This window comes from Streptomyces sp. NPDC058231 (genome assembly GCF_042882275.1).
Lineage (GTDB): Bacteria > Actinomycetota > Actinomycetes > Streptomycetales > Streptomycetaceae > Streptomyces.
Window position 1 is genome coordinate 106,064 of the sequence record NZ_JBHVWN010000005.1, and the last position, 23,765, is coordinate 129,828.

The window sequence follows — 23,765 nt, forward strand, 5'->3', positions numbered from 1 at the left end:
CGGCGGCCGCAGCACCCGATGCGGCCGCCGCTCCCGTTCCCCACCGTCACTTCTCTCCAAGGTGCGATCAGCCATGAATGCTTCCCGCCGTCCGCTCGCCGCGGTCGCGGCCGTCGTCCTCATGACCCTCGTGTCCGGCTGTTCCTCGGATGCCGCGTCCTCGAACGAGGACCACGGCGGCGGGCGCGCCGCAGCCCCGGACAAACCGCGTGCGGTGCCCGGTGTGGGGAAGGTCGAGAAGAAGTCGGACACCGACACACTGACGCTGCCCATCGACGCCTACGACGTGTCGATGAGCCAGATCGTCAAGACGCAACTGGCGCAGAACGCGCTCGTGGTCGACTGCCTCTCGCGCTACGGACTGACGGTCGAATACCCCAAGGCAACCGTCAACACCGGCTCGCCGCACGCCCGCCGCTACGGCCCGCCCGAGAGCCTGGAAGCGGCGCGGAAATACGGGTTCCACATGGCGCAGGGTGATCCGCGGGCGGCTTCCGGGACGAAGATGGTCCGTCACCCCGCGGATGTCCTCGACGTCATGGACGGCATGAAGCGCGACGGGTCCGGGACCCTGGTGACCTCCTTCCGGGGCCAGGCCGTCCCGAAGGGCGGCTGCGTCGGCGAGGCCCAGCGCAAGCTCTCGGCGGGCGAGCCCAAGGGGACACGTAGCGGGCATGCCGACATGGCGGCGGCCATCAAGGCACGGTCGTTCGAGGTGGCGAAGAACGATCCCCGCGTGATCAAGGCCGAGCAGAAGTGGGCGACCTGCATGTCGGGCAAGGGATTCACCCACTACAAGGAATCCTTCGCCGCGGCCGGTGACACGCGCTGGAACACCCCGAAGGCCACCTCGGCGGAGATCACGGTGGCTGTCGCCTCCTGGAACTGCGGCAAGGAGGCCAACGTGGTCGGCACCTGGGTGGCGGTGGAGACGGCCTACCAGAACGACCAGATCGACAAGAACGCCGAGACGCTCAAGGAAGAGCAGAAGCGACTGGTCGAGGAGAACAAGCGGATCGACGCGATCATCGCCAGAACCGGCGGGGCGGCCTCCTGATGGCATCGGCGCTCACGCGGCGGCGGCGTCTGGCGCTGTCGGCCGCCGCCGGAGCCGCCCTGCTGTCGATCGGCGGAGTTCTCGGCTCGATGGCGATCAAATCGCCCGCTCAGGCAATGGCCGACAGCAAAGCCCCGAAGGCAAGTGTGATCACGGCACCGGTCGAAAAGCGCCGGATGGTGAAATCCATCGTCTTCCGAGGCGACTTCGGAACGGGCCGGCAGACGGAGATCACCCCCACCGGATCCCCGGCCGCGGGCGGGAGCTCGGGGGAGGGCAGCGGCGGCGGGGCGAGCCGGCTGGTCGTCACCAAGGTGCTGGCGAAGCCGGGGGACGAGGCCGCGTCCGCCCGCCCTCTGGCCGAGGTCTCCGGCCGGCCGGTGTTCGTACTGCCGGGGAAGGTGCCCAGCTACCGGGACCTGGTGCCGGGCAGCAGCGGCGAGGACATCGCCCAGCTGCAGGACGCCCTGGCGGATCTCGGTCACTCCCGGGGCGGCGACGCCAGGGGTCACTTCGGCGCCGGCACGAAGCGGGCGGTCGCGGCACTCTACCGGCGCATGGGGTATGCGGCCCCGGTGACGGGCGAGCGGACCCGGGAGGCCGTGACACAGGCACGCACCGCTCTTGAGGAGAAGCAGCAGCAGGTCGACCGGCTAGCCTCCGGAGCGACCGGGGAGCAGCAGCCGACGCCGTCGGGCTCACCGGTCGCCCCGTCGCAGACGGAGCCGGACGGCGCGGCCGGTTCGCTGCGACTGGCCACGAAGGCACTGGCCGAGGCACGGAAGGCCTACGACCGGGCGGTGGCCGGCGACGGCGCCATGGTCCCCATGTCGGAGGCGGTGTTCGTATCGCGGCTGCCCGCCAGGATCACATCCCTGCCGCTCGCCGTCGGAGAGCAGGTGGAGGGCCCGGTCGCCGTGCTCACGAGCGGCAGCCCCCAGCTCACCGGCTATCTGGACCCGGACCTCAAGGAACGCGTCACGGCCGGCATGCGGGTCGAGGTCACCGCCGAGAGCCTGGGAACGACCACGACCGGCACCATCCGTTCGATCGGTGCCAAGGTCACGCCGGGCGACACCTCGAACCAGGAGAAGGAGTCCGGCGCGCAGAGCCAGCCGCGTCAGGACACCAGCACGGTGAACGGCGGGGTCCCGTTCCTGCCCGTCTCGGTATCCCCTTCGAAGTCCTGGAACGAGAACCTGGCCGGACAGAACGTCATGATCAAGATCTCTTCGGCGCTCACCGACTCCGAGGTGCTCGCGGTGCCGCAGGCGGCGATGCTGACCGGTGCCGACGCCCGTACGACCGTCACGGTGCTGGCCGCCGACGGGTCCGAGCGCCGGGTCGTCGTGATCGCTGGCGTGTCCGCGGACGGCATGGTCCAGATCACCCCCGCCGCGGGAGAGCGGGTCAAGGCGGGCGACCGGGTGGTGATCGGCCAGTGAGGTCGCTGCCGCGCGGGCGGTGGCGCCGCACCCGCACACCGGTCGCGGTGGGCGGGGCCGACGCTCCGGTGATCCGGCTGAGCGGGCTCGGCCGCACCTTCCCCGGCACGGTCGAGGTGCATGCCCTGCGCCCCGTCGAACTCGAAGTCGAACGCGGCGAGTTCCTTGCCGTCGTGGGGCCTTCCGGGTCCGGCAAGTCGACCTTCCTCAATCTCCTCGGGTTGCTCGACCGCCCCACCAGCGGTACGTACGAACTCGGCGGCATCGATGTGGCCGGGCTCGGCGAACGGCAGCGCACCGCGGTGCGCGGCCACCGGATCGGCTTTGTGTTCCAGTCGTTCCAGCTGCTGCCCTACCGGACGGCCACCGAGAACGTGGAACTCGCACAGCTCTACGTCGGGCGGGACGCCGCGTCCCGGCGGGACCGGGCGGTCGAAGCGCTCGGCCGGGTGGGCCTGGACCACCGGCTGGACGCGCTGCCGCCCACGCTGTCCGGCGGTGAACGGCAGCGTGTGGCCATCGCCCGCGCCCTGGTCAACCGGCCCCAGTTGCTGCTCTGCGACGAGCCCACCGGCAACCTCGACAGCCACACCTCCGAGATCATCATGGAGCTCTTCGACGAGTTGCACCGGAGCGGCCAGACCATCGTGATCATCACTCACGACCCGACGGTCGCCGCACGGGCCCAGCGCACGCTGGTCATGCGCGACGGAGTGCTGGGCACCGGAGCGGAGGCGGGCGCATGATCCGCGCGGGCTCCGGGGACACCGGCCCCGTCGGACTGCCGCCCTTCTCCCGGCTCCGGGTGCGCGACGGGCTCGGCGAGGCGCTCGCGGGACTCGTGCAGCGTCCGGGCCGTTCCGTGCTCACCATGCTGGGAACCGTGCTCGGCGTGGGCGCCTTCGTGGCGGTCCTCGGGCTGACCTCCACCGCCACCCAGCAGATCGGCGACGCCTTCAACGCCCTGACCGCCACGACCGTCACGATTCAGGCCCACGCGGCTGCCGGCACCACGGGCCGGACCGAACCGGACTTTCCCGCGGACGCCGACGAACGCGTCCAGCGCCTCAACGGCGTGGCATCCGCGGGCGTGTGGTGGCAGCTCTCCCTGCGGAACCCCTCGGTGAGCACCAGACCGGCCGCGCCGGCGGAGTCGAGCGTCCGGAACGTACGTCTCTTCGCCGCGTCGCCCGGGGCCCTCGAAGCCGCCGCACCGACGGTGGCGACGGGACGGCTCTACAACGAGTTCCACCGCGGACGGGCGGAGCAGGTCTGTGTGCTCGGTTCGGGTGCGGCCCGGCTGCTCGGCATCTCCCGGGTCGACAACCAGCCGGTCGTCTTCATCAACAGCACCCCCTACTCGGTCGTCGGCATCCTGTCGGACGTGGAGCGGTTGCCCGACTTCCTGCTCGGGGTGATGATCCCGGAGTCCACGGCCCTGCGCGCCTACGGTCCGCCGACCGACTCCCCGGCCCAGATGCTGATCCACACCGATGTCGGCGCGGCGAAACTCATCGCGCGCCAGGCTCCACCGGCCCTCAGACCCGACCGGCCCGACCTGCTCACCGCGGTTCCTCCACCCGACCCGCACGGCCTGCGGGACACGGTCGACACCTCGCTGTCCGGCCTCTTCCTGGTGCTCGCCGGGATCTGCCTCGTCATCGGCGCTGTCGGGATCGCCAACACCACACTCGTCGCCGTGCTGGAGCGGCGCGGGGAGATCGGTCTGCGCCGCGCCCTGGGAGCCGGACCACGCCATATCGCGGCTCAGTTCCTGACCGAGTCCACGGTGCTCGGAACACTCGGCGGTCTCACCGGAACGGCCATCGGTGTCGGGGTGGTCGCGACGGTCTCACTGGCCCAGGACTGGACAGCGGTGATCAGCCCGTACACGGTGCTCCCCGCTCCGGTGATCGGATCCCTCACCGGACTGCTCGCCGGACTGTATCCAGCGCTGCGGGCAGCCAAGGTGGAGCCCCTCGAGGCCCTGCGCACCTGACCCGGCCCGGGCCGGGTCCCCGGGCGGAACAGGCTCCGTCGGCACCCGCTGACCGGCTGTCGGATCCGGCTGGAACCCAGGGTCCCCGCCGCACCCCGCGAGAAGCCGTACGACCGGGCAAAGGGCCCCCGATCGCCGGAGCCGGTCCTCAACAGTCCCGTGAACGATCGGAAACGGCCAACGGATACGGCCATTCGTGCGGATAGAATCACCCGACTGCACAGGGGATCGAAGGGCAGGCAGGGGCTGATGGTGCAAGCGAAGAAGATCGCGCTCTACATGATTGTGGTCTTCGTGCTGTACACGATCATCACGTCACCGGCCCGGGCCGCGGATCTTGTCCAGGTAGGCTTCGAGGGCGTTTCGAGTGCCGCCCAGGGCGTCGGCGATTTCATGTCCGAGCTCGTGAAGTAGGAGTACCCCATGATCCGCCACCTGGTTCTTTTCAAGCTCGACGACGGCGTGGAGCGGGACGATCCGCGGGTCGTCGCCGGGGCGAAGGCGTTCCAGGAGCTGGCCGGACAGATCCCGGAGCTGACGTTCTGGGAGTGCGCCTGGAACATCACCGACCGGCCGATCGCGTACGACTTCGCCATCAACTCGGCCGTCGCCGACGAGGCCGCCCTCAAGCGCTACATCGAGCATCCGGCCCATCAGGACGCCGCCGGACAGTGGCGGGCGTTCGCCACTTGGGTGATCGCCGACTACCCGTTCTGACGCCCCGGTCACCGTTCCCACAAGCCCTTCACCATTTCGGTGAGGGGCTTTTCCATGTGTTTAAACCAACATGACCTCAACACGAAGCTATGCGGTGCTTGCACACAGTGGACATGTCTTGTGATGCTATGACCGCTTTTGACGGATGAGTTGACCGAAGTTGACCGCAAAGGGGTGGCCTCACCGTGCCGGCCAGTACAGCGCCTCAAGTGCCTCCCCAGACCGCCCAGACGGCCCAGCCGGTCCGGGCAGCGGCCCAACCGGGCCAACCGGGCCAACCGGTTCCGGCCGTCCCGCACACCGCGACCGCCGCTCAGGGCCCGGTGACCGAGACCGTTCAGACCGAGACGCCCGACGGTGCGACGCCCGCCAGGACCCGGGGCGCGGACACCAGGGCGCTCACCCAGGTCCTCTTCGGGCAGCTCAAGGGGCTGGAACCGGGAACTCCGGAACACGGCAGGGTGCGGGACGCGCTGATCGAGGCGAACCTGCCCCTGGTCCGGTACGCCGCGGCGCGCTTCCGGAGCCGTAACGAGCCCATGGAGGACGTCGTCCAGGTCGGCACGATCGGCCTGATCAACGCCATCGACCGGTTCGACCCCGAACGCGGTGTCCAGTTCCCGACCTTCGCCATGCCGACCGTCGTCGGCGAGATCAAGCGGTACTTCCGGGACAACGTGCGGACCGTCCACGTGCCGCGGCGGCTGCACGAGCTCTGGGTGCAGGTCACCGGCGCCACCGAGGACCTGACGACCGCGCACGGCCGCTCGCCCACCACCGCGGAGATCGCCGAACGGCTGAAGATCTCCGAGGACGAGGTGCTGGCCTGCATCGAGGCGGGCCGCTCGTACCACGCGACCTCGCTGGAAGCGGCCCAGGAGGGCGACGGACTGCCCGGACTGCTCGACCGCCTCGGTTACGAGGACCCCGCCCTCGCCGGCGTCGAGCACCGCGACCTGGTCCGGCATCTCCTCGTCCAGCTGCCCGAGCGGGAGCAACGGATCCTGCTGCTGCGCTATTACAGCAATCTGACGCAATCGCAGATCAGCGCCGAATTGGGCGTTTCCCAGATGCATGTGTCAAGACTGCTGGCCAGAAGCTTCGCGCGACTTCGATCCGCAAACAGGATCGAAGCGTAACCGGAACGGGTAGACACCTCTCAGGCCGCTTCGGGCGGCCCGAACGCCCCACACCCCCTGTTAACTGCACATACAGCACCTGGACTTGTCGACATGTCACTACAGCGTGTTGCCGACATGTGACATTCTGCGTGAACCGCGTTTGCCGCAGCCCCGCCTCCGGTATTCAGGTGGAGGCTGCGTTCCTCCGATGGTCGTGGCTACCGCGACCGTCCGCGACCTCAAGGGGGTGGCATGTCCGCAGAACAGGGCAGCTCGAAGGTGCTCACGCTCACGAAGAGCGAACCCGCACCCGTTGTGCTCACCAGCTCGTCGGAAGCCATCGACACCCGCACTCTGTCCCGCTCCCTCTTCCTGCGGCTCGCCGCGCTGGGACCCGCTCCGGGGCCCGAGGGCACGGACAGCCCGGAGCGTGCCTACGTCCGGGACACACTCATCGAGCTCAACCTCCCGCTGGTGCGGTACGCGGCGGCGCGGTTCCGCAGCCGGAACGAACCCATGGAGGACATCGTCCAGGTCGGCACGATCGGCCTGATCAAGGCGATCGACCGGTTCGACTGCGAGCGGGGCGTGGAGTTCCCGACGTTCGCCATGCCCACCGTCGTCGGGGAGATCAAGCGCTTCTTCCGCGACACCTCCTGGTCGGTACGGGTGCCACGCCGACTCCAGGAGCTGCGGCTCGCGCTGACCAAGACCAGCGACGAGCTGGCCCAGAAGCTCGACCGCTCGCCGACCGTGCCGGAGCTGGCCGCGGCGCTCGGGGTCTCCGAGGAGGACGTGGTCGACGGTCTCGCCGTCGGCAACGCGTACACCGCGTCCTCGCTGGACTCGCCCTCCCCGGAGGACGACGGCGGCGAGGGCTCGCTCGCGGACCGGCTCGGTTACGAGGACTCGGCGCTGGAAGGCGTCGAGTACCGCGAATCGCTGAAGCCGCTGCTGGCGAAACTCCCGCCCAGGGAACGGCAGATCATCATGCTGCGGTTCTTCGCCAACATGACCCAGTCGCAGATCGGCGAGGAGGTCGGCATCTCACAGATGCACGTCTCGCGCCTGCTGACCCGGACGCTCGCCCAGCTCAGGGAGGGGCTCATCGCCGACTGACCCGTGCGCAGCCGCGCGCGGGTCACGTAGGGATGGACCGTCAGTCGCGCGGACACGGCGCGACGTCGGGCATGCGGCTCGACCGGCCGCCGGGGCACCGTGATCGCCGCCTCGGCGGCCGTGCCGTGCCCGGGCCGGGCAGCTGCCCGGGGGCGCGTGGACGGTGTGCGACGGCCCCGGGGGACAGTGGCAGGTTGCCCCGCGGGGCAACGGGGCGGTGGTGCCGCGGTGGCGCCTCGGGAAGCGGCGGCGGCGATCGCGCCGGAGAAGGGTCCGGAGGAGAGGTCCGGAGGAGCGGCGGGGAGCGGCGGTACCGGCTGATGCGGGAACGCCCGGCTTCGCCCCGCACGTCATCGACGGGCCCGGGACGGACCGGTCACCGGGCCGACCGTGCCGTTCCCGCGCCGGTCGACGCGGGAACGGCACGGGAGAGACGTGCACCGTCCGTGTGGACGCCTGGCGGGTGCCCCGGGTATGCATGCCGAGCCCCGGGCAGTCGCCGCCGTCTGGAAGTGACGGGTGGAGTGAGGGGAGTGCCGTCAGCCGAGCGCGAGCCAGGCGACCGCACCGAGAACGACGATCACCGCGACGACGGCGACGATCACTCCGGTCTTCGGTCCGGACGACGCGGCCGGCTGCTGCCGGCGCTGCGGCTCGCCCTCGTCGACGAAGGCGCGGAACATCTGGGTGCTGCCCGCCGGGTCGTGGCCCTCGGGGCCCTGCGGGGCATGGGGGTTGTGTGCCATGGGCCAGGACCCTAGCGAACTCGGCGGTACCGCCCAACCCCCGGGTCAGTGAAGGCGCGAGGCCGGAACCGGGGATCCGGTGAAGGAACGGCGGGGGCGGCGCGCGGGCCGTGACCGGCACGGACCCCGGCCGACGGATCCCGCCGGCTGCCGCCCCCCGGGTGTTTTCGGGGCGGAGCCCAGCCCGTGCGCCGTCGTTCCCGTACATATGCGCGAGGTGCGGGCCCCGCAGTCGCCCTCGTCGACGCGCTTCGCGGACCGGTCCGGACGCGACCCCACGGATATCCGCCGGTCATCGACATGTGTCGCGAGACACACGCCCCCACCCACGACCCCGGCGCACGCTGGGCCTTTGACTCGGACCCTACACAGCCTTTTGCGTTCCTTTACTTCTGCAAGCCCCCTTTCGTTTGCCTGCAGCAACCAACAGCTTCTATGGTTGCCCTAAGCAACAAGATGCAGTGAGTACCGTCTGGAGGTCCCGTGGCCGCACGGAGTCAGTACGAAGAACTGGCCCGGCAGCTCAGCGCCATCGGGTCCGTCAAACGAGGGCTCGCCCGCATCCTGCCTCCTGAATGCCCTGGCGGGTCCGCCGCCGTACTGGCTCTTCTCAGTCAGCACGGTGAGATGCGGATCAGCAGACTGGCCGAGCTGCTGGCCGTCGACATGTCGGTGACCAGCCGCCATGTCGCCCACGTGGCCGAGCGCGGCTGGATAGAGCGGTCTCCGGACCCGGCGGACAAGCGGTCCCGCATCCTGCGGCTGACCCCCGCGGGACAGGACGTACTCGACGACCTGAACCGACGGACCACCGAGATGTTCGCCCACCACCTTCAGGAATGGTCCGACGACGAGGTCGGACGGCTCAACACGTTGCTGGCCCGGCTGCGCGACAGCTTCGCCTGCCGCGGCCCCGGTGGGTGCGCCCCCGGAAAGCACAGCGGCGAGTGCCGCTCGCGGCCGGTCGACAGCGACGACGACTCGTACACCCGTACACCCGTGTAACAGAAGCAAAGACAAGGAACTCAATGGCTACGACCACACCGACCGGTGTGCGGGGCGGCCACGCCAAGCACGGGGGAACCAGTTCCCCCGGCGGCACGCCGATGACACACCGGCAGATCATGGAAGCGCTGACCGGACTGCTGCTCGGCATGTTCGTCGCGATCCTGTCGTCGACCGTCGTCTCCAACGCTCTGCCCGAGATCATCTCGGACCTCGGTGGCGGCCAGTCCGCGTACACCTGGGTCGTCACGGCCTCGCTCCTCGCGATGACCGCCACCACCCCCCTGTGGGGCAAGCTCTCCGACCTGTTCAGCAAGAAGCTGCTGGTCCAGATAGCACTGATCATCTACGTCACCGGTTCGATAGTGGCCGGCCTGTCGACGAGCAGCGGCATGCTCATCACCTGCCGTGTCGTGCAGGGCATCGGCGTCGGCGGTCTCTCCGCCCTCGCCCAGATCGTGATGGCCGCGATGATCGCCCCGCGTGAGCGCGGTCGCTACAGCGGCTACCTCGGCGCGGTCTTCGCCGTCGCCACCGTCGGCGGCCCGCTGCTCGGCGGCGTCATCACCGACACCAGCTGGATGGGCTGGCGCTGGTGCTTCTACGTCGGTGTGCCGTTCGCGGTCGTCGCGCTGATCGTGCTCCAGAAGACCCTGAAGCTCCCGGTCGTCAAGCGCGAGGTCAAGGTCGACTGGACGGGCGCGTTCTTCATCAGCGCCGCCGTGTCGCTGCTGCTGCTCTGGGTGACCTTCGCGGGCGACAAGTACGACTGGATGTCCTGGCAGACCGGCGCGATGCTCGCGGGCTCCCTGGTGCTCGTCCTGCTCTTCGTCTTCACCGAGTCCCGGGCCAGCGAGCCGATCATCCCGCTGCGCCTCTTCCGCAACCGCACCATCACGCTGGCCTCGGTCGCCTCGCTGTTCGTCGGTGTCGCGATGTTCGCGGGCACCGTCTTCTTCAGCCAGTACTTCCAGCTGGCACGCGGCAAGTCGCCGACGATGTCCGGCGTCATGACGATCCCGATGATCACCGGTCTGTTCCTGTCCTCGACCATCTCCGGTCAGGTCATCACCAAGACGGGCCGCTGGAAGGCCTGGCTGGTCACCGGTGGCTTCCTGGTCACCTCCGGTCTCGGACTGCTCGGCACCATCCGGTACGACACGACGTACTGGCACATCGCGATCTTCATGTTCGTGATGGGTCTCGGCATCGGCATGATGATGCAGAACCTGGTCCTCGCCACGCAGAACCAGGTCGCCCCCTCCGACCTCGGTGCCGCCAGCTCGGTCGTCACGTTCTTCCGTTCCCTCGGTGGTGCGATCGGCGTCTCGGCGCTGGGCGCCCTCATGGCGAACCGCGTCACCCACTACGTCAAGGACGGCCTCGCGGACCTCGGTCCGAAGGGCGCGGCACTCGGCCACGGCGGTACCGGCGGCGGGGCCATCCCCGACCTGGACAAGCTGCCCGCCCCGTTCCGCACGGTCGTGGAGAGCGCCTACGGGCACGGTGTCGGCGACGTCTTCATGTTCGCCGCTCCGGCCGCGCTGATCGCCTTCGTGATCACGATCTTCATCAAGGAGGTCGCGTTGAGGACGAACGCCGCCAACGACGCCCCGAAGGACGCGCCGGAGGCCGAGGCCGAGGTTCCCGCCGCGGCTCTCGCCGAGGTTCCGTCCGGTACGGCCGTACTGGTCTCCGAGGGCACAGCCGGCGTCACCGCGGTCGACACGCTCGAAGCGCCGGTCGCGACCGTGCAGGGCACCCCGGTCCGCGGTGTGGTGCGCGGCGCCGAGGGCGCACCCGTCGCCGGGGCCGCCGTCACGCTGATCTCGCTGGGCGGCCGGCAGCTGGGGCGCTCCGTCGCCCAGGCCGACGGCAGCTACGGACTGGACGCGCCGGGCGCCGGCAGCTACGTCCTGATCGCGTCCGCCGACGGCTTCCAGCCGCAGGCGTCCACCGTGGTCGTCGGTGACGAGCAGCTCTCGTACGACATCCTGCTCTCCGGTACGAGCGGCCTGGCCGGGACCGTGCGGACCGCCGAGGGCGGCACCCCGGTCGACGGCGCCATGGTCATCGTGACCGACGTCCGCGGCGACGTGCTGGCCACCGGCAAGTCCGCCGAGACCGGCGAGTTCACCTTCGCCGAGCTGGTGCCCGGTGCGGTGACCGTCGCGGTGAACGCCACCGGATTCCGTCCGATGGCACTGCCGGTGGAGATCGGCGGCCAGGGTGTCACCCGGGTCGACGTGGCACTGCAGTCCGGTGCGCTCGTCACGGGTGTCGTGCGGGCCGGTTCCGCGCGGCGTCCGCTGCCCGACGCCCGCGTCACGCTGGTCGACGCGGCGGGCAACGTGGTCGCCACCTCCACGACCGGGGAGGACGGGGCATACGCCTTCGCCGACCTGGACGCGGGCGAGTACTCGGTGATCGCAACCGGTTACCCGCCGGTGGCCGGCGCGCTGACCGTGGCCGGTCGCGGGGTCGACGGCCATGACATCGAGCTCGCCCACCCCGGCGAGTGACCGGGTAACACAGACCCCTGGCGGACAGCGCTTCGAGCGGAGAGGCTGCCCCCGGTGGAAATGGGCCCCGGTGGCGGGGACGGCAGGCAGGGGACGGCCTGCCGGCCCCCCCCCGGGGGGCCCCACGGTGTGTCATGGGGGGAGGGGCGGAACGGGGTGGGGGTTAGCGCGCAGGGAGGGACGCGGGGCGGGGGGAGCCGCCCGGCCGGCCGCGCGCGCCCCCGCCGCGGCCCGGCCGCGCCCCCCCCCCGCGCCGCCCCCCGACTCATTGAGTCATGGAGCAAGGAGAGAAACGGGATGGGACTTCGCGCACAGGTACGGACGCGGGACGGCTGGGCCGTCCAGCACGCGGTCGTGACGGTGACCGACATGACCGGAACCCAGGTGCTGCGAGCGGCCGCGGACGAGGACGGGGCGGTCCGGACCGACGACCGGCTCCCGGCCGGCGCGTACACGGTGATCGTTACCGCGGTCGGCTACGCCCCCGCCGCCTCGACCGCCCTCGTCACCGCGAGCGGACGGGTGGAGGCCGGCACGGTCGTGCTGAGCCGCCAGGGCGGCGTGGAGCTGCCGCCGCCGGGTGCCTGGTCGCTGGACCCGGCGCACTCCTCGGTGGGCGCGGTCGCGCAGCACCTGGGGATCTCCAGCGTGCACGGCCGGTTCACCGAGTTCACCGGCCGGATCGAGATCGCGGAGGAGGTGCACCGGTCCCGGGTCGACGCCGTCATCGACGCGTCCAGCATCGACACCGGCAACGGCATGCGGGACAAGCACCTGCGGTCGCCCGACTTCCTCGACGCGGACCGGTTCCCGGAGATCACGTACCGCTCGTCCGGGCTGACCCCGGCCGGTCCCGACCGCTGGACCGTCCACGGCCGGCTGACCATGCACGGCGTCGAGCGTCCGGTCGATCTGAACCTGAGCTACCTCGGCACCGGCCCCGACCCGTGGGGCGGCGTACGCGCGGCGTTCAGCGCCACGGCCGAACTGCGCCGCGACGACTTCGCCATGAACTACAACCAGGTGGTGCAGGCGGGCATCTCGGCGATCGGCACGACTCTGCGGGTGGAGCTGGACATCCAGGCCGTGCAGGGTGAGTCCCTGCCGTCGTAGTCTGCGGACATGGCACCCAACATCGCGACCAACACCGCCGTGGACCTCGATGAGCTGCTGGCGTTCGTACGGCCCAGGCACCGGGCGATCCTGCTGACCACCCGGTCCGACGGCCGCCCCCAGGGCTCCCCGCTGACCTGCGGCGTCGACGACTCGGGCCGGATCGTCGTGTCGACGTACCCGGAACGGGCCAAGACCCGCAACGCCAGGCGGGACGAGCGGGTCAGCGTGATCGTCCTGTCGGACGACTGGAACGGGGCGTGGGTGCAGATCGACGGCACGGCCGAGGTGATCGACTCCCCCGATTCGGTCGAGCCGCTCGTCGAGTACTTCCGGAACATCTCGGGGGAGCACCCGGACTGGGACGAGTACCGGGCCGCAATGGTCAAGCAGGGGAAGTCGATCATCCGGATCACCCCCGAGCGGTGGGGGCCGATCGCCACCGGCGGGTTCCCCGCCCACCTGGCTCCCGGCAGCTGACGGCTCCCCCGAGATGAACGAGAACGTCCCGGCGCCGGGCCTGCTGACGCGGGCCCGGCTGCTGGCCGCACCGGCCGTCGGCGCTTCCGTCGTACGTGATCTGGAGCGGATCACCGGCCTTCCGGTGGAACAGGGCTTCTCCGGCGCGCCGCCGCAGGAGCCCTTCATCTGCGTCGGGGCCGCACTGCCGGAAGCGCTGCGCGGCGGACCGCTGGTCTGGTTCCACAGTGTGAACGCCGGTACGGACGCCCTGCTGAGCGCCGGCCCGTGGCCGTCCGGGGCGCTGCTCACCCGGACGGTGGGCCGCATGGGCGAGCGGATCGCCCAGTACGTACTGGCCTGGGTGCTCGCCGACTGCCAGTCGGTGCCGGGGTTCGCCGCCGCGCACGCGCGGGCCGAGTGGCGCCGCGTCCCCTCCGAACTCGCCTCCGGGCAGACGGCCGTGGTGTACGGGACGGGTCGCATCGGCTCGTCCGTCGCCGGGCTGCTGCGGGCGTGCGGCATCCGGACGGTGGGCGTGGGACGCGCGCCGGGCGCGGAACGGGCGGGCTTCGACCGGGTCGTCACAGCGGACGACGACACCGCGTCGCTCGCCTCCGCGCGCTGGGTGGTCTCCACACTGCCGCTGACCCCGGCGACGGCCGGGTTCTTCGGAGCGGAGCGGTTCGCGGGTATGGGCGGCGCCACGTTCGTCAATGTCGGCAGGGGCGCGACGGTGGACATGCGGGCGCTGGAGGACGGCCTGCGTTCGGGTGCGGTGGGCCGGGCGGTGCTGGACGTGCTGCCCGTGGAACCCGCCGCGCCCGACGACCCCTGCTGGCGGCTGCCGCGCACGGTGGTCACCTCGCACTCCGCGGGCATCACGGCGGACGAGGACATCATCACGGATTTCGCCGCGTGCTGGGACGCGCTGGCGGCGGGGCGGGTGCCGGCAACGGCCGTGGACGTGGTGCGCGGCTACTGACGGATGGTCCTGCGGCCGAGCCGTGACCGTCAGCGGTCCCGCATCGCCTCGATGCCCGCGATCAGCAGGTCCAGGGCGAAGGTGAAGTCCCGTTCGCGCATCTCCTCGACCGTGTCGCCGCCGCGGGCGTCCATCAGGTCCTGCGACGTCTCGACCATCCGGCTGAACTGCGGCTGGGAGCGGATCTGGCCCATCGCCTGCTGGAAGAACTCGTCCTGGCTGAGCCCCGCCTCCGCGGAGCGCTGCACGATGTGGCTCTCGATGGCGCCGAATCCGTACACGAACTGGAAGACCGCGGAGAGCGCGCCCGTCTGCTGGTGCAGCGGCAGCCCCGTCGCCCGGACGACGTCCTGGACGGCGTGGGAGAACAGCATCGAGTGCGGGCCGATGTTGAGGAAGTGCCCGGCCAGCGGGGACGCCCATACGTGACGGACCAACAGTTCCCGGTAAGTGGTGGCCAGTTCGCGCAGCCGGTCGTGCCAGTGGGCCTCCTCCCGGGGCGGCGCGATCTCGCTGTAGACCGAATCGAGGGCCAGCTCCAGCAGGTCGTCCTTGGTGTCCACGTACCAGTAGAGGGACATCGCGGTGACGTCCAGCTCGGCGGCGAGCCGACGCATGGAGAATCCGGCGAGGCCCTCCGCGTCCAGCAGCCGGACCGACGCCGCGGTGATCCGCTCGCGGTCCAGGCCCGCCGGCTGGTCCGCTCTGCGGGTGCGCGACGGTGCCCGCTGATCCAGCCACACGCTGGTCCTGGCAGGGTTCTTCACGCGGTCGGCCGCGGGCACCATGGCGCACTCTCCTCGTCTTGCCGGCGGAACGGACGGGACGCGGGCCGGCTGCCGGCCCGGATACGCGTCGTGGGACACGTACCCGTGCGCGGCAACCGGATTCGCGCGGTCCGATACACCTCGTCCGATGCTATGCCGCTGCCGCGGCGGAGTCTGCCTGAAGAGATTCTGCCCGCTCCGCCCGACGCAGGAGCGCGGCGGCGAGCAGTCCGCCCGCCAGCACCGCCACCGCACCGACCAGCTGGCTGGTCTCGAGCCCCGAGGAGAACGCGTCCGTGATGCGCTGCCGTTCCCCGCCCCCGGCCGCCGCGGCGAGCGCCGCGGGCAGCGAGGCGGCCCCGACCGCTGCCGGTACGAGCGCGGCGAACCGGGAGTTGAGGACGGCGCCGAGCACCGCGACCCCGAGCCCGTTGCCGCATTCGGCGAGCGTGCCGTTGACCCCCGCGCCCACGCCCGCCTTCTCCGGCGGGATGGCGCTCATGATCGCGTTGGCCATGGCGGGCATGGCGAGCGCGATGCCCGCCCCCATCACGACCAGGCCCAGCAGCATGCCGCCGTAACCGTCGCCGCCCAGCAGGGCGACCGCGGCGAGACCAGCGGCCAGCAGGCCCATCCCGGAGGCGATCGTGACGGGCGTGCCCAGCCTGGGCACCAGCCTGGCGCCCAGGCCCGTGAGGTTGAGCGCGACCACGCTCAGCGCCAGCGGAGCCGTACGCAGCCCCGCCTCCAGCGGCCCGTAGCCGAGGACGAACTGGAGCTGCTGGGTGAGCAGGAAGAGCGAACCGCCCATCCCGAAGGCGACCAGGATCGCGCCCGCGACCGCCCCGATGAACTTCTGGTTCCGGAAGAAGTGCATGTCCAGCATCGGGTACGGGATGCGCAGCTCCCAGAGCGCGAAGCCGGTCAGCACCGCGAGGCCGGTGAGAGCGGTGAGCATGACCCGGCCCGAGGTCCAGCCGTACCCCGGTCCGGAGATGATCGCGTAGACGACGGCTGCCATACCGACCGTGGAGAGCAGCGCGCCGAGCAGGTCGGGGCGGTCGCCGCGCGGGTTCTTGGACTCCGGTACGAGCCGGACCACGGCGATCAGGCCGACGACCGCGACCGGGATGTTGACCAGGAAGATCGCACCCCACCAGAAGTGGGCGAGCATGGCCCCGCCGATCAGCGGCCCGACGGCGAACCCCAGCGAGTTGACGGTGGACCAGATGCCGATCGCCTTCACTCTCTCGGTGTCGTCGAAGATCTGGACGACGACGGCCAGGGTCGTGGTGATCAGCAGCGCACCGCCGATGCCCATGCCCGCCCGGGCTGCGATCAGTTGCGCGGACGACTGGGCGAGCCCCGCCACCAGCGAACCGATACCGAACAGGGCGAGCCCCGCGAGCAGCATCTTCTTGCGTCCGTAGCGGTCGGCGGAGCTGCCCGCGGTGAGCAGCAGACCCGACTGGACCAGTGAGTAGGCGTTGATCATCCACTGCACGTCGGCGGTGGACGCGTCGAGTTCCCGGGTCAGGGACGGGATCGCGACGTTGAGGACGGTGTTGTCCAGCAGCACGGTGAGCTGGGCGAGGCAGATGACGCCGAGGATCAGCCAGCGCTGCGGGTGGCTCGGCGGCGAGACGTGGTCGGGCTCGGCGGCGGTCGCCGTCATACGGGCTCCTTGAGCTGCAGGCGCACTTGTACGGTGTACGGGAAAAGCGGTTGTACACCGTAAAACAGTTCCCATACGCCGTACAACCGGCTTTCGCGCGGTACCGTGCTCGACGCTGATCCCAGGGAACCGACTAGGGCTGGAGTGGCATGTCACTGCGTCGTCGTACGGTGGAGATCCTGATCGCAGCGGGCCTGTTGGGAGCTGTCGCCGCCCCGCCCGCCGGAGCCGCGGGGCACGGGCCGGGACATCCGGTGCCGCTGCGCGTCGCCACCTACAACATCCATGCCGGCGCGGGCATGGACAACGTCTTCGATCTGGACCGGCAGGCGGCGGAACTCCGCTCGCTGGACGCCGATGTGATCGGGCTCCAGGAGGTCGACGTCCGCTGGGGAACCCGCAGCGAGTGGCGCGATGTCGCGGGCGAACTCGCGGAGCGGCTGCACATGCGGGTGTCGTTCGCCCCGATCTACAGCCTCGATCCGGAGACCCCCGGTGCGCCCCGGCGCGAGTTCGGGGTCGCGGTGCTGTCGAAGTACCGGATCGTGAACGCCGAGAACCACGAGATCACCCGGCTCTCCACCCAGGTGCCCGACCCCGTTCCGGCGCCCGCACCCGGCTTCGGAGAGGTGGTCGTACGGGTGAAGGGGCTCCCCGTACATGTGTACGTGACCCACCTCGACTACCGCGCGGACCCGTCCGTGCGGGTCGCGCAGGTCGCCGACACCCGGCGGATCATGGCGGCGGACCAGGGGCGGAAGGTGCTGCTCGGCGACTTCAACGCGACGCCGGACGCCCCTGAACTGGCGCCGCTCTGGGCGGACCTGACGGACGCCGGACCGGACGCCCCGACCTTCCCGGCGCTGGACCCGGTGGAGCGGATCGACTACGTCGCCGTGTCGAAGACCTCCGTCCGGGTACGCGACGTGGCGGTGGCCGAGACACTCGCCTCGGACCACCGCCCGGTAGTCGCGGATCTGCTGCTGCTCCGGCGCTGAACACCGGGCCGGGCAGCCGGCCGGATCAGGCCGCGGACGTCAGGTCGTAGAAGGTGGAGCTGCCGACCGTGACCTTCTTGAAGTTCTTCTCCACCCACGAGGAGATCTGGGACGAGGCACCGCTGTCGCCCATGCCACCGCCCATGCCTCCGGCGATGAAGTAGTGGATCCTCCCGTCCTCGACGTACCGCTTGAACTGGGCGAGCGTCGGGGACGGGTCGCTGCCGTTGAAGCCGCCGATCGCCATCACCGGGGATCCGGTGGCGAGCTGGTAGCCGGCCGCGTTCTGCGAACCGATGGCCGCGGCGACCCACGTGTAGGTGCCGGCGTTCTTCTCCAGGAGCTTCTCGGCCCGCGAGCTGACGGACGTGCCGTTGAGCAGACCGCCCATGCCACCGCCCCCGCCACCGCCCGGCATGCCGCCCTCGCCCGTTCCGGCCGGCAGCGGGGTCTGCCCACCGCCCTGGGTCATGCCCGGAGGCCGGCTCTGGCCCTGGTTCTGACCCATGCCCTGGTTCTGGCCCATGCCTTGGTTCTGGCCCTGACCCTGACCCTGGCCCGGCCCCTGTCCCTGCTGTCCGCCGGTCGGGGGCCGGCCCATGGTGCCGCCCTGCGGGCCCCCGCCGGGAGTCTGCATCCCGCCGCCGGGACCGCCGCGGCCGCCGCCCATCGTGCTGGCACCCGACGGTCCCGCCGTGACGATCGAGCCCTGATGTCCGGTGTTCAGCGTGCTCACGGTGTACGCCGCCGGCCCGGCCAGCGACACGACGAGGCCCAGCCCCACCGAGGCGAGCGCCACCCGGCGCCCTGCCCTGGCAGCGAGCAGCAGGCCCGCCGCGCCCACGAGACCGCCGACCAGTACGGCCCAGCGCAGCCACGGCAGATAGTCCGGGGTCCGCCCCAGCAGCACGTACGACCAGACCGCCGTGACGGCGACCGTGACACCGAGCGCCCCGCTCGCCACCCACCGGGCCCGCTCCTCCCACAGCACGGTGACGCCCATGCCGACGAGCGCTGCGACGTAGGGGGCCAGGGCAACGGTGTAGTACTGGTGGAAGATGCCGGCCATGAAGCTGAAGACGACCGCGGTCATCAGCAGCGAGCCGCCCCACGCGAGGAACGCCGCGCGGGCGGTGTCGGTGCGCTTCGCCCTCCGGGTGAGCCAGACGCCCGCGATGAGCAGCAGCAGGGCGGCGGGCAGCAGCCAGGAGATCTGGCTGCCGATCTCGGAGTTGAACATCCGGCCGATACCGGTCTCACCCCACTGGCCACCGGCCTGACCGCCACCACCACCGCCACCACCGACGCTGCCGGTCTCGTCGCCGTTGATCCGGCCGAGCCCGTTGTAGCCGAAGGTCAGCTCCAGGAAGGAATTGTTCTGCGAACCGCCGATGTACGGACGGGAGGAGGCGGGCCAGAGCTCGACGATCGCGACCCACCAGCCGCCCGCGACGACCATCGCGAGCGCCGCGAGCCCGAGCTGGCCGAACCGCTTCCGCACCGTCGTCGGCGCGCACACCGCGTACAGCACGGCCAGCGGCGGCAGGATCAGGAACGCCTGCAGGGTCTTCGACAGGAACGCGAGACCGACCGCGGCACCGGCCCACACCAGCCACTTCGTCCGGCCGTGCTCCAGGGCGCGCAGCACGCAGTAGACGGTCACGGTCATCAGCAGCGCGAGCAGCGCGTCCGGGTTGTTGAAGCGGAACATCAGCGCGGCAACGGGCGTGAGCGCGAACACCGCCATCGTGATCAGTCCGGCGGCCGCGCCGAACCGGCGGCGTACCGCCGCGTACAGCACCCCGGCGGTCGCCACCCCCATCAGCACCTGCGGGGCCAGGATCGCCCACGAGCCCAGCCCGAAGATCCGGACCGACAGGGCCATAGGCCAGAGCGTGGCCGGGGGCTTGTCGACGGTGATGGCGTTGGCCGCGTCCAGCGAGCCGAAGAAGAACGCCTTCCAGCTCCGGCTGCCGGCCTGTGCGGCCGCCGAGTAGAAGGAGTTGGCGTAGCCCGAGGCGCTGAGATTCCACAGGTAGGCCAGGCCGATGGCCAGCAGCAGGACGAGGAAGGCGGGCCGCACCCAGCGCGGGTCCTCCGGCCTGCCCCGCAGGACGCGCCGCAGGAACGGTTCCCTCGGGCGTCCGTGGGCTGCCACGGCCGCGGCCTGCGGAGCGGTGGCCGGCAGGGCCGGCGGGTGGTCGGGATGCAGGGTGGTCATCGGACGTTCCTCGGTTCGTGGTGGGTGTCGTCGGCGAGGCCGGTCATCGGCGCGGGGCCTACGGCCACCGGGTGCCGGTCCGCCCGCCGGTCCGGAAAGACCCAGGCGCGGAAGAGCAGGAAGCGCAGCACCGTCGCCGCGAGATTGGCCGCGATCAGCACGGCGAGTTCCGTGCCGTGCGAGGGCGCCCCGGAAGCCGTGCCGAGCGCCGCGAGCGAGCCGCTGGTCAGCGCGAGGCCGATGGCGAAGACGACGAGGCCCTGTGCCTGATGGCGTACGGCTCCGCCCCGGCCGCGTACACCGAAGGTGAGTCTCCGGTTGGCTGCCGTATTGGCGACGGCCGAGACCAGCAGCGCGCCGCCGTTGGCGAACTGCGGGCCGACGCCGAGCCGGAAGAGCGAGTACAGGGCGAGATAGAAGAGTGTGGAGAGCGCGCCCACCACGCAGAACCCGACGAGCTGCCGGGCCAGACCGCCCGGCACCCCGCTCAGCCCCCGGTCGCGCGGATCGTCCCCGAAGGGCCGGGCCAGCCGGTCCAGCGGCAGCGCCCCGACGGCGAGCGCCCGCCCCACCCGCCACACGCCTTTCAGGTCCTCGGTCGCCGTCCGCACGATGTGGACGGTGGAGTCCGGGTCGTCGACCCAGTCGACCGGCACCTCGTGGATGCGCAGCCCGGCACGCTCGGCGAGCACCAGCATCTCGGTGTCGAAGAACCAGCCGGTGTCCTCGACCATCGGCAGCAGCCGTTGCGCGACCTCACGGCGGATGGCCTTGAATCCGCACTGTGCGTCGCTGAACCGCGCAGCCAGCGACGAGCGGAGGATGAGGTTGTAGGCCCGCGAGATGAACTCCCGCTTCGACCCGCGTACGACACGCGAACTACGGGCCAGCCGCGACCCGATGGCCAGGTCCGAGTGTCCGGAGATCAGCGGCGCCACGAGCGGGAGCAGTGCGTTGAGATCGGTGGAGAGGTCGACGTCCATGTAGGCGAGGACCGGGGCGTCCGAGTGCGACCAGACCGTGCGCAGCGCCCGCCCGCGCCCCTTCTCCGGCAGCCGGTACGAGCGCACCCGCGGCAGCGCCGCCGCCAGCGCGGCCGCCACCTGCGGTGTGCGGTCGGTGCTCGCGTTGTCGGCGACGGTGATCCGGAAGGCGTACGGGAAGGTACGCGCCAGATGGTCGTGCAGCCGCAGCACGCAGGGTTCGAGGTCCTTCTCCTCGTTGTAGACGGGTACCACCACATCGAGCACCGGGGCACCAGCCGCGTCGACCGCTCCGGCCAGGAGATGCTCCCGGGCCGGCAGGGTGCTCCAAGAAGAGTCGGTTCGCATGCCGACGACACTCGCCGGGCCCGCTGTCACATCGGTGTGATGGGCCTGTGCCGGCGCTGTGAGTCGGCGCGGTCCAGGATTTCCGCCGGCAGTTCCGCGCGGTTCGCCGGCGCCCCGGAAGGGGCCGGGACCGCGGGCAGACGGACGGCGAACACGGTGCACCCCGGCACCGACCGCACCTCCACCCGCCCCCCGTGCGCGACGACGACCGCCTGCACGATGGCGAGTCCGAGCCCGGTGGAACCCGCGCCGCGCGAACGCGACGCGTCGCCGCGTGCGAACCGTTCGAAGACGTGCGGCAGCAGCTCCGGCGCAATGCCCGGCCCGTCGTCCGCCACCTCCAGCGTCACCCAGGGGCGACCGCCCTCCGGACGGCCGCCGCCGGACCGCACACGTGCCGTGACGGTGGTGCCGGGCGGCGTGTGGGTACGGGCGTTCGCCAGCAGATTGACCAGCACCTGATGGAGCCTGGTCGGGTCCGCGTGCACGACCGCCGGCTCGTCGGGCAGTTCCAGCCGCCAGTGGTGCCCGCGCCCCGGCCCCTGCCGCTGACCGGCGGCGCGCGCGTCGCTGACCGCGTCGACGACGACCGGCGACAGATCGGTGTTCTCGTACGAGAGCGGGCGCCCGGCGTCGAGACGCGCCAGGAGCAGCAGGTCCTCCACCATGCCCGTCATGCGTTCCGCCTCGGACTCGATCCGTCCCAGCGCGTGCCGGGTGTCGGGCCCGGTCTCCTCACGTCCGCGCCTGGTCAGTTCGGCGTAGCCGCGGATCGAGGCCAGCGGCGTACGCAGCTCGTGGCTGGCGTCCGCGACGAACTGCCGTACCCGCATCTCGCTTTCCTGACGCACCGTCAGCGCCGAGCCGACATGCCCCAGCATCCGGTTGAGCGCCGCGCCGACCTGTCCGACCTCGGTGCGCGGATCGGCCTCGGCGTCCGGGACCCGCTCCAGGAGCGCCACCTCACCACTGTGCAGCGGCAGTTCGGAGACCCGGGTGGCGGTCGCGGCGACCCAGCGCAGCGGCTGCAGCGCGACCCCGACCATGACGATCCCGGCGATCGCGGCGGCGACCAGTCCGGCCCCGGTGACACAGACCTCGACGAGGATGAGCATGGTAAGGGCGGACCGCACCTCGGTGGCGGGAATGCCGACGAGGACGGTCGTCGCCCCGTTCGCCCCCGCGACGGCCTCCACCTGGTAGGACCCGAGCCCCGGCAGGTCGACGCTCCGCGCCCCCGCCCCGACCTCGACGTGCGCCGCCTCCAGCGCCGCCTCCTGCGCGTCGCTCAGCGGCTTCCCACCGGTCGCCGCGGACGGCCGGCCGGACGTGGCGGCACTGTCCTCGACCACGCTCGACGAAGTGATCGAACCATCCGTGGACACCGCGCCGAGCGTGCCGAAGGGCTGCCCGCGGGCATCGATGAAGGCGAGTGGACCGTCGTCCGGTGCGGCGCCGGGCATCGGCAGGCCGCCGGTGGCGCCCGGCGGCTTCGCGGCCCGCATGGCGATGGAGTGCAGCTGGTCGTCGAGCTTTCCGTACATGTAGCTGTGGAAGGCGATGGTGGTGACCGAGCCGATCACCGAGGCGACCACGGCGATCAGCGTCACCGCGGACACCACCAGCCGGGTCCGCAGCGTCCACGGACCCTTCCGCCAGCGCATCACCCGGCTACTCACCGGGCTTGATCAGATATCCGGCCCCGCGCCGGGTGTGGATCATCGGCGTCCGGCCGGCGTCGATCTTCTTGCGGAGGTACGAGATGTACAGCTCGACGACGTTCGCCTGACCGCCGAAGTCGTAGTTCCACACGCGGTCGAGGATCTGTGCCTTGCTCAGCACCCGGCGGGGATTGCGCATCAGGAAGCGCAGCAGTTCGAACTCGGTCGCGGTGAGGTGGATGGAGGTCGTTCCCCGGCTGACCTCGTGGCTGTCCTCGTCGAGCACCAGGTCGCCGACGACGAGCGTGGACTCGCTCCGCACCGCCGCCGTCCCCGACCGCCGGATCAGCCCGCGCAGCCGCGCCACGACCTCCTCCAGGCTGAACGGCTTCGTCACGTAGTCGTCGCCGCCCGCAGTGAGCCCGGCGATACGGTCCTCCACCGAGTCCCGCGCGGTCAGGAAGAGCACGGGGATCTCGGAGAGCTCCCGGCGCAGCTTGCCGAGGACCGACAGCCCGTCCGTGTCCGGCAGCATCACGTCGAGGATCACCGCGTCGGGCCGGAAGTCGCGCGCCGTCCGGACGGCACTCGCCCCGTCCCCGGCGCTGCGCACCTCCCACCCCTCGTAACGCAGGGCCATGGAGAGCAGCTCGGCGAGCGGAGCCTCGTCGTCCACGACCAGTACGCGGACGGGGCTGCGATCCGGCCTCAGCAGTTCGGTGCGCCCCTGGGGCGAGGTCGTCGTCATGCCTCAACCCTGTGCGACGTCTCTGAAAGGGTTCTTTCCCGTTTCTGTGAATTCGCTGAGAAACCCTGCGGGCAGG

Annotated in this window: 21 protein-coding genes; 14 read left to right on the top strand and 7 right to left on the bottom strand. The window is 71.1% G+C overall.

Annotated elements, in window-relative coordinates; all coding sequences use genetic code 11:
* The first annotated feature begins 73 nt into the window (after positions 1 to 73).
* The 8 genes from ACFVXE_RS05405 (at position 74) to ACFVXE_RS05440 (ending at position 7,458) form a co-directional block, all read left to right on the top strand.
* Positions 74 to 1,057, top strand: coding sequence for a hypothetical protein (locus ACFVXE_RS05405; protein ID WP_389669382.1), 984 nt, complete (start codon positions 74 to 76; stop codon positions 1,055 to 1,057).
* Positions 1,057 to 2,502 carry a peptidoglycan-binding protein gene (locus tag ACFVXE_RS05410; protein ID WP_389669383.1) on the top strand — a complete coding sequence of 482 codons (1,446 nt, stop codon included), beginning with the start codon at positions 1,057 to 1,059 and terminating at the stop codon, positions 2,500 to 2,502. The genes ACFVXE_RS05405 and ACFVXE_RS05410 overlap by 1 nt, the downstream gene beginning before the upstream one ends.
* Before the next feature lie 5 nt (positions 2,503 to 2,507).
* On the top strand, positions 2,508 to 3,248 hold the full coding sequence (locus ACFVXE_RS05415; protein ID WP_389669540.1) for an ABC transporter ATP-binding protein: 741 nt from the start codon (positions 2,508 to 2,510) through the stop codon (positions 3,246 to 3,248).
* Positions 3,245 to 4,501, top strand: coding sequence for an ABC transporter permease (locus ACFVXE_RS05420; protein ID WP_389669384.1), 1,257 nt, complete (start codon positions 3,245 to 3,247; stop codon positions 4,499 to 4,501). The genes ACFVXE_RS05415 and ACFVXE_RS05420 overlap by 4 nt, the downstream gene beginning before the upstream one ends.
* Before the next feature lie 249 nt (positions 4,502 to 4,750).
* Entirely contained in the window at positions 4,751 to 4,915 is a 165-nt protein-coding gene (locus ACFVXE_RS05425; RefSeq protein ID WP_389669386.1) for a hypothetical protein, read from the top strand.
* A gap of 9 nt (positions 4,916 to 4,924) precedes the next feature.
* Positions 4,925 to 5,218, top strand: coding sequence for a Dabb family protein (locus tag ACFVXE_RS05430; RefSeq protein WP_389669388.1), 294 nt, complete (start codon positions 4,925 to 4,927; stop codon positions 5,216 to 5,218).
* 185 nt (positions 5,219 to 5,403) lie between these two features.
* Positions 5,404 to 6,357, top strand: coding sequence for an RNA polymerase sigma factor SigF (locus ACFVXE_RS05435; protein ID WP_389669390.1), 954 nt, complete (start codon positions 5,404 to 5,406; stop codon positions 6,355 to 6,357).
* Between the two features lie 234 nt (positions 6,358 to 6,591).
* The gene (locus ACFVXE_RS05440; protein ID WP_389669391.1) at positions 6,592 to 7,458 is read left to right on the top strand and encodes an RNA polymerase sigma factor SigF; all 867 of its coding nucleotides are present in this window, start codon (positions 6,592 to 6,594) and stop codon (positions 7,456 to 7,458) included.
* 539 nt (positions 7,459 to 7,997) lie between these two features.
* Here ACFVXE_RS05440 and ACFVXE_RS05445 read toward each other — a convergent pair.
* Positions 7,998 to 8,204 carry a hypothetical protein gene (locus ACFVXE_RS05445; RefSeq protein WP_389669393.1) on the bottom strand — a complete coding sequence of 69 codons (207 nt, stop codon included), beginning with the start codon at positions 8,202 to 8,204 and terminating at the stop codon, positions 7,998 to 8,000.
* Positions 8,205 to 8,687: 483 nt separating this feature from the next.
* Here ACFVXE_RS05445 and ACFVXE_RS05450 point away from each other — a divergent pair, with 483 nt between their 5' ends.
* The 5 genes from ACFVXE_RS05450 (at position 8,688) to ACFVXE_RS05470 (ending at position 14,288) form a co-directional block, all read left to right on the top strand.
* Positions 8,688 to 9,209: a MarR family winged helix-turn-helix transcriptional regulator gene (locus ACFVXE_RS05450; protein WP_389669394.1), complete on the top strand. Its 522-nt coding sequence runs from the start codon at positions 8,688 to 8,690 to the stop codon at positions 9,207 to 9,209.
* A gap of 23 nt (positions 9,210 to 9,232) precedes the next feature.
* Entirely contained in the window at positions 9,233 to 11,731 is a 2,499-nt protein-coding gene (locus ACFVXE_RS05455) for an MFS transporter (protein WP_389669396.1), read from the top strand.
* 297 nt (positions 11,732 to 12,028) lie between these two features.
* The gene (locus ACFVXE_RS05460) at positions 12,029 to 12,844 is read left to right on the top strand and encodes a YceI family protein (protein ID WP_389669398.1); all 816 of its coding nucleotides are present in this window, start codon (positions 12,029 to 12,031) and stop codon (positions 12,842 to 12,844) included.
* Positions 12,845 to 12,853: 9 nt separating this feature from the next.
* On the top strand, positions 12,854 to 13,324 hold the full coding sequence (locus tag ACFVXE_RS05465) for a PPOX class F420-dependent oxidoreductase (protein ID WP_389669400.1): 471 nt from the start codon (positions 12,854 to 12,856) through the stop codon (positions 13,322 to 13,324).
* Positions 13,325 to 13,337: 13 nt separating this feature from the next.
* On the top strand, positions 13,338 to 14,288 hold the full coding sequence (locus tag ACFVXE_RS05470) for an NAD(P)-dependent oxidoreductase (RefSeq protein WP_389669401.1): 951 nt from the start codon (positions 13,338 to 13,340) through the stop codon (positions 14,286 to 14,288).
* 29 nt (positions 14,289 to 14,317) lie between these two features.
* Here ACFVXE_RS05470 and ACFVXE_RS05475 read toward each other — a convergent pair whose 3' ends face one another.
* Both ACFVXE_RS05475 and ACFVXE_RS05480 read right to left on the bottom strand, forming a co-directional pair.
* Complete coding sequence (locus ACFVXE_RS05475; protein ID WP_389669403.1) at positions 14,318 to 15,076, bottom strand: TetR/AcrR family transcriptional regulator; 759 nt, start codon at positions 15,074 to 15,076, stop codon at positions 14,318 to 14,320.
* Between the two features lie 130 nt (positions 15,077 to 15,206).
* The gene (locus tag ACFVXE_RS05480) at positions 15,207 to 16,730 is read right to left on the bottom strand and encodes an MFS transporter (RefSeq protein WP_389669404.1); all 1,524 of its coding nucleotides are present in this window, start codon (positions 16,728 to 16,730) and stop codon (positions 15,207 to 15,209) included.
* Between the two features lie 149 nt (positions 16,731 to 16,879).
* Between ACFVXE_RS05480 and ACFVXE_RS05485 the strand changes: the two genes are divergently transcribed.
* The gene (locus tag ACFVXE_RS05485) at positions 16,880 to 17,728 is read left to right on the top strand and encodes an endonuclease/exonuclease/phosphatase family protein (RefSeq protein ID WP_389669405.1); all 849 of its coding nucleotides are present in this window, start codon (positions 16,880 to 16,882) and stop codon (positions 17,726 to 17,728) included.
* 25 nt (positions 17,729 to 17,753) lie between these two features.
* Here ACFVXE_RS05485 and ACFVXE_RS05490 read toward each other — a convergent pair whose 3' ends face one another.
* Genes ACFVXE_RS05490 through ACFVXE_RS05505 form a run of 4 tightly spaced genes read right to left on the bottom strand, consistent with a single transcriptional unit; the run spans position 17,754 to position 23,689 of the window.
* Positions 17,754 to 19,949, bottom strand: a complete 2,196-nt coding sequence (locus tag ACFVXE_RS05490) for an ArnT family glycosyltransferase (protein WP_389669407.1) — start codon at positions 19,947 to 19,949, stop codon at positions 17,754 to 17,756.
* Positions 19,946 to 21,280, bottom strand: coding sequence for a glycosyltransferase (locus ACFVXE_RS05495; protein ID WP_389669408.1), 1,335 nt, complete (start codon positions 21,278 to 21,280; stop codon positions 19,946 to 19,948). Before ACFVXE_RS05495 ends, ACFVXE_RS05490 begins: the two co-directional genes overlap by 4 nt.
* Before the next feature lie 26 nt (positions 21,281 to 21,306).
* A complete protein-coding gene (locus ACFVXE_RS05500) occupies positions 21,307 to 22,944 on the bottom strand; it encodes an ATP-binding protein (protein ID WP_389669410.1) in 1,638 nt (545 codons plus the stop codon).
* A gap of 7 nt (positions 22,945 to 22,951) precedes the next feature.
* Positions 22,952 to 23,689 carry a response regulator transcription factor gene (locus tag ACFVXE_RS05505; RefSeq protein WP_389669412.1) on the bottom strand — a complete coding sequence of 246 codons (738 nt, stop codon included), beginning with the start codon at positions 23,687 to 23,689 and terminating at the stop codon, positions 22,952 to 22,954.
* Positions 23,690 to 23,765: the final 76 nt, after the last annotated feature.